Source organism: Pseudomonas sp. S2_B10 (assembly GCF_054668425.1).
Window position 1 is genome coordinate 2,972,181 of record NZ_CP162768.1, and the last position, 13,357, is coordinate 2,985,537.

Sequence of the window (13,357 nt, forward strand, 5' to 3'; positions counted from 1 at the left end):
CAGCTTATTAAGGCAAGGGACTAGACCATGCATTTCACCATTCAACGCGAAGCCCTGTTGAAACCCCTGCAACTGGTCGCAGGCGTCGTCGAGCGCCGACAGACCTTGCCGGTACTGTCCAACGTGCTGTTGGTCGTCGAAGGCCAGCAACTGTCGCTGACCGGTACCGACCTGGAAGTCGAGCTGGTCGGTCGTGTGCAACTCGAAGAGCCGGCCGAAACCGGTTCCATCACCGTGCCGGCGCGCAAGCTGATGGATATCTGCAAAAGCCTGCCCAACGATGCGCTGATCGACATCAAGGTCGACGAGCAGAAGCTGGTGGTAAAGGCCGGCCGTAGCCGCTTCACCCTGTCGACCCTGCCGGCCAACGATTTCCCGACCGTCGAAGAAGGCCCGGGCTCGCTGACCTGCAGCCTGGAGCAAAGCAAACTGCGTCGTCTGATCGAACGCACCAGCTTCGCCATGGCCCAGCAGGACGTGCGTTACTACCTCAACGGCATGCTGCTGGAAGTTTCCGCTGGTGTGATCCGCGCCGTGGCCACCGACGGACACCGTCTGGCGATGTGCTCGATGCAGGCCGATATCGGTCAGCCGGATCGCCATCAGGTGATCGTGCCGCGCAAAGGTATCCTCGAGCTGGCGCGTCTGCTCACCGAGCCGGATGGCAATGTCAGCATCGTCCTCGGCCAGCACCACATCCGCGCCACCACTGGCGAGTTCACTTTCACCTCGAAACTGGTCGACGGTAAATTCCCGGATTACGAGCGCGTCCTGCCGAAAGGTGGTGACAAGCTGGTACTCGGCGATCGTCAGGCGTTGCGTGAAGCGTTCAGCCGTACCGCGATTCTGTCCAACGAGAAGTACCGCGGTATCCGTCTGCAACTGGCCAGCGGTCAGTTGAAGATCCAGGCCAACAACCCGGAGCAGGAAGAAGCGGAAGAAGAAGTGGGCGTTGAATACAACGGCGGCTCGCTGGAGATCGGCTTCAACGTCAGCTATCTGCTCGACGTGCTGGGCGTGATGACCACCGAGCAGGTTCGCCTGATCCTGTCCGACTCCAACAGCAGTGCGCTGGTGCAAGAGTCCGACAATGACGATTCGGCTTACGTTGTCATGCCGATGCGTCTGTAATCAGCTGATCCTGAATGTCGTTAAGTCGTGTTTCGGTCACCGCGGTGCGCAATCTGCACCCGGTGACCTTCTCCCCCTCCCCCCGCATCAACATTCTTTACGGCGCCAACGGCAGCGGCAAAACCAGTGTTCTGGAAGCCATTCATCTGCTGGGGCTTGCCCGTTCGTTTCGCAGCACGCGGCTGTTGCCCGTGATTCAGTACGAACAGCTCGCCTGTACCGTATTCGGTCAGGTTGAGCTGGCTGAAGGCGGACACAGTGCGCTGGGGATTTCCCGCGACCGTCAGGGCGAGTTCCAGATTCGCATCGACGGCCAGAACGCCCGTAGCGCTGCGCAGCTGGCGGAGATCCTGCCGCTGCAGTTGATCAACCCGGACAGCTTCCGTCTGCTGGAAGGCGCACCGAAGATTCGCCGGCAGTTTCTCGACTGGGGCGTGTTCCACGTCGAACCGCGTTTCATGGCCACTTGGCAGCGTTTGCAGAAGGCGCTGCGCCAGAGAAACTCCTGGCTGCGGCATGGTACACTTGACGCCGTTTCGCAAGCGGTTTGGGACAGGGAACTGTGCCAGGCCAGCGCTGAAATCGATGAATACCGCCGCGCTTACATCACAGCCTTGAAACCGGTCTTCGAACAGACCTTGAGCGAACTGGTTGAGCTCGAGGGTTTGACGCTCAGCTATTACCGAGGCTGGGACAAGGACCGCGAATTGAGCGCCGTACTCGCCGCTTCCGTACAACGGGACCAGCAGATGGGGCACACCCAGGCCGGACCGCAACGAGCTGATTTGCGTCTCAGATTGGGCGCACACAATGCCGCGGACATCCTGTCCCGGGGTCAGCAGAAGCTTGTGGTCTGTGCACTACGGATTGCCCAAGGGCACCTGGTCAGCCAGGCCCGTCGCGGACAGTGTATTTATCTGGTGGATGATTTGCCGTCCGAGCTGGACGAGAGCCACCGCCGCGCGCTGTGCCGCTTGCTGGAAGACTTACGCTGCCAGGTGTTTATCACCTGTGTAGATCACGAATTACTGAGGGAAGGCTGGCAGACGGAAACGCCAGTCGCTTTGTTCCACGTGGAACAGGGCCGTATCACCCAGACCCACGACCATCGGGAGTGAAGGCATTGAGCGAAGAAAATACGTACGACTCAACGAGCATTAAAGTGCTGAAAGGCCTGGATGCCGTACGCAAACGTCCCGGTATGTACATTGGTGACACCGACGATGGCAGCGGTCTGCACCACATGGTGTTCGAGGTGGTCGACAACTCGATCGACGAAGCCCTCGCCGGCCATTGCGACGACATCAGCATCATCATTCACCCGGACGAATCCATCACCGTTAAAGACAACGGTCGTGGCATCCCGGTAGACGTGCATAAAGAGGAAGGCGTTTCCGCCGCAGAGGTCATCATGACCGTCCTCCACGCTGGCGGTAAGTTCGACGACAACTCCTACAAAGTATCCGGCGGTCTGCACGGCGTAGGTGTGTCGGTGGTGAACGCGCTGTCCGAAGAACTGGTCCTGACCGTTCGCCGCAGTGGCAAGATCTGGGAACAGACCTACGTCCACGGCGTGCCTCAGGCACCGATGGCCATCGTTGGCGACAGCGAAACCACCGGTACCCAGATCCACTTCAAGGCTTCCAGCGAAACCTTCAAGAACATTCACTTCAGCTGGGACATCCTCGCCAAGCGCATTCGTGAACTGTCCTTCCTCAACTCCGGTGTCGGCATCGTCCTCAAGGACGAGCGCAGCGGCAAGGAAGAGCTGTTCAAGTACGAAGGCGGCCTGCGTGCGTTCGTTGAATACCTGAACACCAACAAGACTGCGGTCAATCAGGTGTTCCACTTCAACATCCAGCGTGAAGACGGCATCGGCGTGGAAATCGCCCTGCAGTGGAACGACAGCTTCAACGAGAACCTGTTGTGCTTCACCAACAACATTCCGCAGCGCGACGGCGGCACCCACCTGGTGGGCTTCCGCTCGGCGCTGACGCGTAACCTGAACAACTACATCGAGCAGGAAGGTCTGGCGAAGAAGCACAAAGTCGCCACCACCGGCGACGATGCCCGTGAAGGCCTGACCGCGATCATCTCGGTGAAAGTGCCGGATCCGAAGTTCAGCTCGCAGACCAAAGACAAGCTGGTGTCTTCCGAGGTGAAGACTGCGGTGGAACAGGAGATGGGCAAATACTTCTCCGACTTCCTCCTGGAAAACCCGAACGAAGCCAAGCTGGTGGTCGGCAAGATGATCGACGCCGCCCGTGCCCGTGAAGCCGCGCGCAAGGCCCGTGAGATGACCCGCCGCAAAGGCGCGCTGGACATCGCCGGTCTGCCGGGCAAGCTCGCCGACTGCCAGGAAAAAGACCCGGCGCTGTCCGAACTGTACCTGGTGGAGGGTGACTCCGCGGGCGGTTCTGCGAAGCAGGGACGTAACCGCAAGACCCAGGCGATCCTGCCGTTGAAGGGCAAGATCCTCAACGTTGAGAAGGCCCGTTTCGACAAGATGATCTCGTCCCAGGAAGTGGGCACGCTGATCACCGCGCTGGGCTGCGGCATCGGTCGCGAAGAGTACAACATCGACAAGCTGCGCTATCACAACATCATCATCATGACCGATGCTGACGTCGACGGTTCGCACATCCGTACCCTGCTGCTGACCTTCTTCTTCCGTCAACTGCCGGAGCTGATCGAGCGTGGCTACATCTACATCGCCCAGCCACCGCTGTACAAAGTCAAAAAAGGCAAGCAAGAGCAATACATCAAAGACGACGACGCCATGGAAGAGTACATGACGCAGTCGGCCCTGGAAGATGCAAGCCTGCACCTGAACGAAGAAGCCCCGGGCATTTCCGGTGAAGCGCTGGAACGTCTGGTGAACGACTTCCGCATGGTCATGAAGACCCTCAAGCGTCTGTCGCGTCTGTACCCTCAGGAGCTGACCGAGCACTTCATCTATCTGCCGGCCGTCAGTCTGGAAACCTTGGGCGACCACGCAGCGATGCAAGAGTGGCTGGCCCAGTACGAAGTTCGCCTGCGCACCAACGAGAAGTCGGGTCTGGTCTACAAGGCCAGCCTGCGTGAAGATCGCGAACGTGGCGTCTGGCTGCCAGAGGTCGAACTGATCTCCCACGGCCTGTCGAACTACGTCACCTTCAACCGCGACTTCTTCGGCAGCAACGACTACAAAACCGTGGTCACTTTGGGCGCCCAATTGAGCACCCTGCTCGACGAAGGCGCGTACATCCAGCGTGGCGAGCGCAAGAAAGCCGTTACCGAGTTCAAGGAAGCCCTCGACTGGCTGATGGCCGAAAGCACCAAGCGCCACACCATCCAGCGCTACAAAGGTCTGGGCGAAATGAACCCGGATCAGCTGTGGGAAACCACCATGGACCCAAGCGTGCGGCGCATGCTGAAAGTCACCATCGAAGACGCCATCGGTGCAGACCAGATCTTCAACACCCTGATGGGTGATGCGGTCGAACCTCGCCGAGACTTTATCGAGAGCAACGCATTGGCGGTTTCCAACCTGGATTTCTGATCCTGATTGCTACCCGCTCATGAAAAACCCCGGCCAATGCCGGGGTTTTTTTTGGCCTCACTCATTTCCAGTGCCGACACTCTCCAACCGATACCCATACCCATAAATTGTCAGCAACTGCCAACCCCGATCCGCTGTCAGCCCGAGCTTGTTGCGCAATCGGTAGATATGCGTATCCAGTGGCCGCGAAGAAGTTGTCTCCTCGTTCGGCCAGAAGCGCTCGTACAGGTAATCCCGCGACAATGGCCGCCCCAGGTTGCTGAACAGGCAACGCGCCAGGCGGTATTCGCGTTCGGTCATGAGAATCGGTTTGCCTTCTCGGGTGACGGTCAGTTCGGCGTCGTCGAAAGTCAGATCGTGAAACGTCTGTACTTCGCCCGCCGCGCTGCGCGGTTGGCTATGCCGACGCAATACCGCAGCCACCCTCGCCTTCAACTCATTCGGGCGAAACGGCTTGCTGACATAATCGTCGGCCCCGGCATTCAAGGCTTGAACGATATCGCTTTCGCCGTCGCGGCTGGTGAGCATGATCGCCGCAGGTGGCGCGTCCATGTGTTCGCGGGTCCAGCGCAGCAGTGCCAGGCCCGTGAGATCAGGAAGTTGCCAATCGAGAATCAACAGGTCGAAGGTTTCCCGGCGCAACTGGCGCAACAAGTCTTCGCCGCGCTCGAAGCTGTGCAGCGACCACGGCTGTTCGCCAGCTTCGGCCATTTGCTCCAGGGTTTGCTCGACCCGGCGCAGTTCGGCAGGTTCGTCGTCCAGAATGGCAACGCGCATCGGCGGTGTTCCTTGTCGCTGGGGCTGGGATGTCGACAATAGCGACTCCCCGGCCGCGATGAAAGAAGCAGCCCGTCGGTGGTCGACGTCCGCTATGATTCTTCGGGTCTACGCCTCCGCCCCGAGACCTATGAAACCCTATCCACTGCCCTGCCCTTTGCCTCATGCGTAACCCTCAACGCCGACGTGAAAGTCGTGAGCCGAGCCAGGTCCAGCGTCTGTTCCGGCGGCTGGTGCGCGAGTGGTTGTGGATAAGTCTAGTGCTGTTGCCGCTGACTGCCTTGTTGTCTTATCGCGCCCAGATCAATCTGCACAATCCGTCGCCAGCGCCCGGCGCTCTGTTGTCCGTGGCGATGGTCGCGGGTGTGCTGGGATTGTTGCTGTGGCGGCCGCGTTGGGCGCTGTGGGTAACCTTGGTCGGTATGGCCTGTGCGCTGATCGCCAGCGCCCTGCTGGCCGAAGTCCGCTACTGGTGGTCGCCAACGCCAGCAGCCCTGGGGATGTTGTTCGGTTACCTGATCTGGAACTGGCGACGCTTGAGTGTTGTGTTGACGTATTTCGGCTGGGAGCTGGCACGTCTGGACAGCGAACCGAAAGTCTTCCCTGAACGTCGGCGGACCCGCTTCACCGGTGCCGACCGTTTGCAGGGCCAGATCATGGCGCTCGAACAAGCCATGAGCCGCACCCGCGACACCCGGCGGTTCATTGCCGATGGCCTGGAATACCTGCCGGTGGCGACGCTGATCAGTGATCCGCTGGGCAAGATCCTGCTGGGCAATCGCAAGGCGCGCGAGTTGTTCGAGGATCCGCTGGTGGGCGATGACGTGCTCGATCAACTGGCACGGCTCGGCTATCCGGAATTATCCACAGCGCCGCGACCGCCGCTGGCCACCCTGCCGCTGCTGGAATTTCGCGATCACAAGGAGCGCAGTCTGCGCCTGGAAAGAGCGGCGCTGCTGCCGGTCGACGGCGATACGCCGATCGGTTGGCTGCTCAGCCTGACGGACTTGAGTGCCGAGCGTGCGGCCGAGGAGCAGCGCGGCGTCCTGCTGCGTTTTCTTTCCCACGACCTGCGCGCCCCCCATTCGGCGATCCTCGCCCTGCTGGATGTGCATCGTCATCAGGCGGGTGCTGATGCGCCGCTGTTCGAGCAGATTGAGCGTCAGGTGCGCCGAGCGCTGGATCTGACTGATGGTTTTGTCTTGTTGGCGCGCGCTGAATCCGAAACCTACCAGTTCCGCCCGACATTGTTCGCCATGCTGGTACTGGACGTGCTCGATCAGGCGTTGCCGATCGCCCAGCAGAAACGCATCGAGCTGCTCAACGAGGTCGATGAGCAATGCCAGGAGCGGCTGATTCTGGCCGATCAGGGACTGCTGACGCGCGCCCTGTTCAACCTGCTGGAAAACGCGATCAAGTACAGCCCCGCAGACAGCACTGTGCAACTGAAGGTCAGCTGTGATGGACAGTGGCTGCGCTGCGAATTGACCGATCAGGGCAAGGGCATTGCCGCCGATGAATTGCCTGACCTGTTCAGCCAGTATCGGCGTTTCTCTTCGGCCCAGGGCATCGACGGCGTGGGCTTGGGTCTATCGATGGTCAAAGCCGTGATTGATCATCATGGAGGTACGATTGAGTGTCGTAGCGTGGTCGATGCGGGAACCACTTTCCTTATCGAGTTGCCGCTGGTTGCTGATTGAAAAAGGGGCACAAAAAAACCGGCTATAACGGCCGGTTTTTTTACATCCGAATAAAACTTATGCACGGATTTCATTCAAATTAAAGATTTGAAAATATATATAGAAATCAACAAGTTAAATTTGAATTGCTCTGCTTTGGAGGGAAAGCGTACACAGGTTATCCACAAAATTCAGACAGCCATTTGGTCACTCGCGGCCGGTGCCTGTGGCGCCGGTGGCAGCGAACCCATTTCACGCTGGGTCTTCTCGTTCCACGCCTGCACACGGTCATTCAGATCAGCGATGGCGCGCGGCCCGCTGCCTTCGGCATACATCGGTTCGCCAATGACCACGGTGATCACTCCGGCCTGTTTGCCCCAGCCGATTTTTGGCCAGAATTTGCCGGCATTGTGTGCAATCGGCAGCACCGGAAGCGCCGCATTCACTGCCAATGCGCTGCCACTGCGGGAGAATTTTCCGACAGTGCCGTAGGGGACTCGTGTGCCTTCGGGGAAGATCAGCACCCAGACGTTGTCCTTGAGCAGCTCGTCGCCTTTGGCCGCGACTTGTTTGAGCGCGGCCTTCGGGTTGTCGCGGTCGATGGCGATCGGGCGCAGCATGGCCATGGCCCAGCCGAAGAACGGCACGTAGAGCAATTCGCGCTTGAGCACTTGGCTCAATGGCGAGAAATAAGCGGAGAGAAAGAAGGTCTCCCAAGTGCTCTGGTGGTTCGATTGAATCACGCAGGGCCGGTCAGGCACGTTTTCCGCACCTTTGATTTCGTAGCGGATGCCAAGGAAAACCTTGGTCAGCCACAGGGCGCAACGGCACCAGTACACATTGATGAAACGATAGCGCGCCTTGAAGGACAGAAACGGCGCGATGAAAAAGCTCAGACTGCACCACAGCAACGCTGTTGTGCCCAGCAGCAGATAAAAAACAAAGATTCTGAAGGCCCGCAGTATCGACATGGCGACGGTTACCGTTACGGGGCAATGCCCCGACTGTTCAAGCGCACTCCCGAGCAATCCCTGGCCAGGAAATTCAGAAGTACTCTAGTTGTGGATAAGTTCTGCGGCAATCGCCGCCAGATCGTCAAAAATCAGGGTGCCAACCGGCAGGGTTTTACCCTGAGTCTTTTCGCCTTTCCCGGTCTTCACCAAAACTGGCTGTGAATCGACGGCTTTGGCGGCCTCCAGGTCACCAAGGCTGTCGCCGACGAACCAGACGTTGGTCAACGGCACCGTGTAATGCTCGGCAATGGTTTTGAGCATTCCCGGTTTCGGTTTGCGGCAATCGCAACCTTCATCCGGGCCATGCGGGCAATACACGATCAAACCGACTTCACCGCCCTGCTCCGCGACCAGCTCGCGCAGGCGCGCGTGCATGGCCTCGAGGGTGGCGAGGTCGTAATAGCCGCGAGCAATGCCCGACTGGTTGGTGGCCACCGCCACCGTCCAGCCGGCCTTGCTCAACTGCGCGATCGCTTCGATCGAGCCGGGCAGCGGGATCCACTCCTCCACCGACTTGATGTAGGCATCGGAGTCGTAATTGATCACGCCGTCACGATCGAGAATCAGCAGTTTCAACAGCAATCCCTCAACCCAGCAGCGAAATGTCGGCAACACCGAGGAACAGGCCACGCAGACGCGCCAGCAGCGCGTAACGGTTAGCCCGCACATTGGCGTCGTCGGCATTGACCATCACCGCGTCGAAGAACGCGTCGACCGGCTCGCGCAGTGCCGCCAGGCGCGCCAGCGATTCGTTGTACTGACGCGCCGCGGCCATTGGCTGCACCGCCTGATCCGCTTGCTGGATCGCCGAGTACAGCGAGAACTCGTTGGCATTGTCGAAATACTTGGCCTCGACCACGGTCGGTACCGAGCCTTCGACTTTGCTCAACAGGTTCGACACGCGCTTGTTCACCGCGGCCAGCGCTGCCGCTTCCGGCAGTTTGCGGAAGGCCTGAACCGCTTGCACACGCTGGTCGAAGTCCAGCGCCGAGCCCGGCTTGAGGGCACGGACCGACAGGTAAGTGGCGACGTCGACGCCTTCGTCTTCATAACGCGCACGCAGACGGTCGAAGATGAATTCCAGCACGGCTTCGTTGAGACCGGCCGCCTTGACCTTGCCGCCGAAGGCATTCACCGCGAAAGCCACGGCGTCGTTCAGATCCAGATCCAGTTGTTTCTCGATCAGGATACGCAGCACGCCCAGTGCCGCACGGCGCAGGGCATAAGGGTCTTTGCTGCCGGTTGGCAGCATGCCGATACCGAAGATGCCGACCAGAGTGTCGAGCTTGTCGGCGATGGCGACAGCTGCACCGGTCAGGGTCGCTGGCAATTCGGCACCGGCACCGCGTGGCATGTATTGCTCGTTCAGCGCCAGCGCGACGTCCTGCGGCTCGCCGTCATTGAGGGCGTAGTAGTAACCGGCGACACCTTGCATCTCCGGGAACTCGCCAACCATTTCGGTGGCCAGGTCGCACTTCGACAGCAGGCCCGCACGGGCAGCCCACGAGGCGTTGCCGCCGATGCGCGCGGCGATGTACGCGGCCAGTTTGGAAACGCGCTCGGCCTTGTCGTAGACGCTGCCGAGTTTTTCCTGGAACACCACGTTCTGCAGGCGCAGGTTGAAGTCTTCGAGTTTCTGCTTCTTGTCCTGCTTGAAGAAGAACTCGGCGTCGGTCAGGCGTGGGCGAACCACTTTCTCGTTACCGGCGATGATCTGCTGCGGGTCTTTGCTTTCGATGTTGGCCACGGTAATGAAACGTGGCAGCAACTTGCCGTCGGCATCCAGCAGGCAGAAATACTTCTGGTTGTCCTGCATGGTGGTGATCAGCGCTTCTTGCGGTACGTCGAGGAAGCGTTCCTCGAACGAGCACACCAGCGGCACCGGCCATTCCACCAGCGCAGTCACTTCGTCGAGCAGTGCCGGCGGCACGATCGCCGTGCCTTCCTGACGGGTGGCCAGCTCTTCGGTGCGCTTGCTGATGATCTCGCGACGCTCGTTGGCATCGGCCAATACGTAAGCGGCACGCAAGTCGGCGAGGTAGCTCGATGGCGAACCGATGCGCACGCTCTCCGGATGATGGAAACGGTGACCACGGGATTCACGGCCAGCCTTCTGCGCGAGGATCGTGCAGTCGATGACCTGGTCACCGAGCAGCATCACCAGCCACTGGGTCGGACGCACGAATTCTTCCTTGCGCGCACCCCAACGCATGCGTTTCGGGATCGGCAGGTCGTTCAGCGAATCTTCGACGATGGTCGGCAGCAGGCTCGCGGTCGGCTTGCCGGCGATGTTCTGGCTATAACGCAGTTTCGGACCGCTCTGGTCGATTTCGCTCAGCTCGACGCCGCACTTCTTGGCAAAGCCCAGGGCGGCCTGAGTCGGATTGCCGTCAGCGTCGAACGCGGCCTGACGTGGCGGGCCATCGAGGTTGATGCTGCGATCCGGCTGCTGAGTGGCCAGCGCAGTGATCAGCACAGCCAGACGACGTGGCGCGGCATAAACGGTTTTGCTTTCGTAGCTCAGGCCAGCGGCTTGCAGGCCCTTGTCGATACCGGCGAGGAACGCATCAGCCAAAGTGTTCAGGGCTTTGGGTGGCAGTTCTTCGGTGCCCAGTTCAACCAGAAAATCTTGCGCACTCATTGTGCAGCCTCCAGCTTGGCCAGTACTTCGTCACGCAGGTCCGGGGTCGCCATCGGGAAGCCCAGCTTGGCGCGGGCCAGCAGGTAGGCTTGCGCAACGGAACGCGCCAGGGTGCGTACGCGCAGAATGTATTGCTGACGCGCAGTCACCGAGATCGCCCGGCGCGCATCCAGCAGGTTGAAGGTGTGCGACGCCTTCAGCACCATTTCGTAGCTCGGCAACGGCAGCGGCTGGTCGAGTTCGATCAGGCGCTTGGCTTCGCTTTCATAGAAGTCGAACAGCTCGAACAGTTTGTCGACGTTGGCGTGTTCGAAGTTGTAGGTGGACTGCTCCACTTCGTTCTGGTGGAACACGTCGCCGTAGGTGACTTTGCCGAACGGGCCGTCAGCCCAGACCAGGTCGTAGACCGAATCGACGCCTTGCAGGTACATCGCCAGGCGCTCGAGACCGTAGGTGATCTCGCCGGTCACCGGGTAGCACTCGATGCCGCCCGCTTGCTGGAAGTAGGTGAACTGGGTGACTTCCATGCCATTGAGCCAGACTTCCCAGCCCAGACCCCAGGCGCCGAGGGTCGGCGATTCCCAGTTGTCTTCGACGAAGCGGATGTCGTGCACCAGCGGGTCGAGGCCGACATGCTTGAGCGAGCCCAGATACAGCTCCTGGAAATTGTCCGGGTTCGGCTTCAGGACTACCTGGAACTGGTAGTAGTGCTGCAGACGGTTCGGGTTTTCGCCGTAACGGCCGTCAGTCGGACGGCGGCTTGGCTGCACGTACGCGGCGTTCCAGGTTTCCGGGCCGATGGCGCGCAGGAAGGTCGCGGTGTGGAAAGTGCCGGCGCCTACTTCCATATCGTAGGGCTGAAGTACCACACAACCTTGCTCGGCCCAGTATTGCTGGAGCGCGAGGATCAAGTCTTGGAAGGTACGCACGGCTGGCGTAGGCTGGCTCACGAAATTCACCTGTTTCTTGGGCTGCGATTTAAAGAGCGGGAGTATACCCGATTCGTTGCTGCGCACGCCCCCTGGAGCCTTATGCCACGCTGCTTTTGGTGTACCGAAGATCCGCTGTACATGGCTTATCACGATCAGGAGTGGGGCACGCCGCTGCGCGATGCGCAGGGTTTGTTCGAGTTGCTTTTGCTCGAAGGGTTCCAGGCCGGGTTGTCGTGGATCACTGTGCTGCGCAAACGCGAGCGTTACCGTCAGGTGCTGTTCGGCTTCGATGTGCAGCGCGTGGCGCAGATGAGTGACGCCGAGATCGACGAACTGATGCTCGACCCGGGCATCATCCGCAATCGCCTGAAACTCAACGCCGCGCGGCGCAATGCCCAGGCGTGGCTGGCGCTGGAGGATCCGGTGGCATTGCTCTGGTCGTTCGTGGGCGACCAACCGATCATCAATCATTTCAAGGATCGCAGCGAGGTCCCGGCGATCACCCCCGAAGCGCTGGCGATGAGCAAAGCGCTGAAAAAAGCCGGCTTCACCTTCGTCGGTCCGACCATTTGCTACGCGCTGATGCAGGCCTCGGGCATGGTCATGGACCACACCCAGGATTGCGACCGCTACGCGCAGCTCGCCAACGCCGGTTAGAATGCCCGCCTCGCGCACAGCACAAAGATCAGGAGTGACCTGTGGAAAAGTTTAAAGGCGCCTTGCTGGTAGGCGCTCTGCGGCTGTTTGCCCTGCTGCCATGGCGGGCCGTGCAGGCCGTGGGTTCGGTGATCGGCTGGATCATGTGGAAAACCCCCAATCGTTCCCGCGACGTGGTGCGGATCAACCTGTCCAAGTGTTTTCCGCAGATGGATGCGGCCGAACGTGAGCGTCTGGTCGGACAGAGTTTGAAGGACATCGGCAAGTCGCTGACCGAAAGCGCCTGCGCGTGGATCTGGCCGGCGCAGCGCTCGATCGATCTGGTTCGCGAAGTCGAAGGCCTCGATGTGTTGAAAGACGCGCTCGCTTCGGGCAAAGGCGTGGTCGGCATCACCAGCCACCTCGGCAACTGGGAAGTGCTCAACCACTTCTATTGCAGCCAGTGCAAACCGATCATTTTCTATCGTCCGCCGAAGCTCAAGGCAGTGGATGAATTGCTGCGCAAACAGCGCGTGCAGCTGGGCAACAAGGTCGCGGCGTCGACCAAGGAAGGCATTCTCAGCGTCATCAAGGAAGTGCGCAAGGGTGGTGCCGTGGGCATTCCCGCCGACCCGGAACCGGCCGAATCCGCCGGGATTTTCGTGCCGTTCTTCGCAACTCAGGCGCTGACCAGCAAATTCGTGCCGAACATGTTGGCCGGCGGCAAAGCGGTCGGTGTGTTCCTGCACGCCCTGCGCCTGCCTGACGGCTCGGGCTACAAAGTCATTCTCGAAGCCGCGCCCGAAGCGATGTACAGCACCGATACCGCAGAGTCCTGCGCGGCGATGAGCAAGGTAGTGGAACGTTATGTTGCGGCGTATCCGAGCCAGTACATGTGGAGCATGAAACGCTTCAAGAAGCGTCCGCCGGGCGAGGCGCGCTGGTACTGAGCAACTTCGATGGGGTGACGGTTGATGCAGACGGGCTCGCCTTGCTCAATCGGTAGC

General features: G+C 60.1%; 11 protein-coding genes. 6 read left to right on the forward strand and 5 right to left on the reverse strand.

Annotated elements, in window-relative coordinates; genetic code table 11:
- The first annotated feature begins 27 nt into the window (after positions 1 to 27).
- The 3 genes from dnaN to gyrB are packed head-to-tail and all read left to right on the forward strand — an operon-like array spanning position 28 to position 4,672.
- Positions 28 to 1,131 (forward strand): DNA polymerase III subunit beta, encoded by a 1,104-nt coding sequence (dnaN, locus tag AB4O45_RS13400; RefSeq protein ID WP_016772390.1) that lies wholly within the window; start codon positions 28 to 30, stop codon positions 1,129 to 1,131.
- Positions 1,132 to 1,145: 14 nt separating this feature from the next.
- A complete protein-coding gene (gene recF / locus AB4O45_RS13405; RefSeq protein WP_056791117.1) occupies positions 1,146 to 2,249 on the forward strand; it encodes a DNA replication/repair protein RecF in 1,104 nt (367 codons plus the stop codon).
- Between the two features lie 5 nt (positions 2,250 to 2,254).
- A complete protein-coding gene (gene gyrB, locus AB4O45_RS13410) occupies positions 2,255 to 4,672 on the forward strand; it encodes a DNA topoisomerase (ATP-hydrolyzing) subunit B (RefSeq protein WP_024014948.1) in 2,418 nt (805 codons plus the stop codon).
- Positions 4,673 to 4,729: 57 nt separating this feature from the next.
- Here the strand turns inward: gyrB and AB4O45_RS13415 are convergent, their stop codons facing one another.
- Positions 4,730 to 5,449 (reverse strand): response regulator transcription factor, encoded by a 720-nt coding sequence (locus AB4O45_RS13415; RefSeq protein ID WP_024014949.1) that lies wholly within the window; start codon positions 5,447 to 5,449, stop codon positions 4,730 to 4,732.
- A 164-nt stretch (positions 5,450 to 5,613) separates the two neighbouring features.
- On the opposite strand from AB4O45_RS13415, the gene AB4O45_RS13420 reads away from it, so the two are divergent.
- Positions 5,614 to 7,149 (forward strand): sensor histidine kinase, encoded by a 1,536-nt coding sequence (locus AB4O45_RS13420; protein ID WP_252868524.1) that lies wholly within the window; start codon positions 5,614 to 5,616, stop codon positions 7,147 to 7,149.
- A 170-nt stretch (positions 7,150 to 7,319) separates the two neighbouring features.
- On the opposite strand, the gene AB4O45_RS13425 is transcribed toward AB4O45_RS13420, so the two are convergent.
- The 4 genes from AB4O45_RS13425 to glyQ form a co-directional block, all read right to left on the reverse strand.
- Positions 7,320 to 8,099 carry a lysophospholipid acyltransferase family protein gene (locus AB4O45_RS13425; protein ID WP_460161494.1) on the reverse strand — a complete coding sequence of 260 codons (780 nt, stop codon included), beginning with the start codon at positions 8,097 to 8,099 and terminating at the stop codon, positions 7,320 to 7,322.
- An 84-nt stretch (positions 8,100 to 8,183) separates the two neighbouring features.
- A complete protein-coding gene (gmhB, locus tag AB4O45_RS13430) occupies positions 8,184 to 8,723 on the reverse strand; it encodes a D-glycero-beta-D-manno-heptose 1,7-bisphosphate 7-phosphatase (RefSeq protein WP_164488352.1) in 540 nt (179 codons plus the stop codon).
- A 4-nt stretch (positions 8,724 to 8,727) separates the two neighbouring features.
- Positions 8,728 to 10,782, reverse strand: a complete 2,055-nt coding sequence (gene glyS / locus AB4O45_RS13435) for a glycine--tRNA ligase subunit beta (RefSeq protein WP_160767902.1) — start codon at positions 10,780 to 10,782, stop codon at positions 8,728 to 8,730.
- Complete coding sequence (gene glyQ, locus AB4O45_RS13440; protein ID WP_003187265.1) at positions 10,779 to 11,732, reverse strand: glycine--tRNA ligase subunit alpha; 954 nt, start codon at positions 11,730 to 11,732, stop codon at positions 10,779 to 10,781. The genes glyS and glyQ overlap by 4 nt, the downstream gene beginning before the upstream one ends.
- Before the next feature lie 81 nt (positions 11,733 to 11,813).
- Here glyQ and AB4O45_RS13445 point away from each other — a divergent pair, with 81 nt between their 5' ends.
- Positions 11,814 to 12,371: a DNA-3-methyladenine glycosylase I gene (locus AB4O45_RS13445; RefSeq protein ID WP_056791133.1), complete on the forward strand. Its 558-nt coding sequence runs from the start codon at positions 11,814 to 11,816 to the stop codon at positions 12,369 to 12,371.
- Positions 12,372 to 12,412: 41 nt separating this feature from the next.
- On the forward strand, positions 12,413 to 13,300 hold the full coding sequence (locus AB4O45_RS13450; RefSeq protein WP_056791136.1) for a lysophospholipid acyltransferase: 888 nt from the start codon (positions 12,413 to 12,415) through the stop codon (positions 13,298 to 13,300).
- The last annotated feature ends 57 nt before the right edge of the window (positions 13,301 to 13,357 follow it).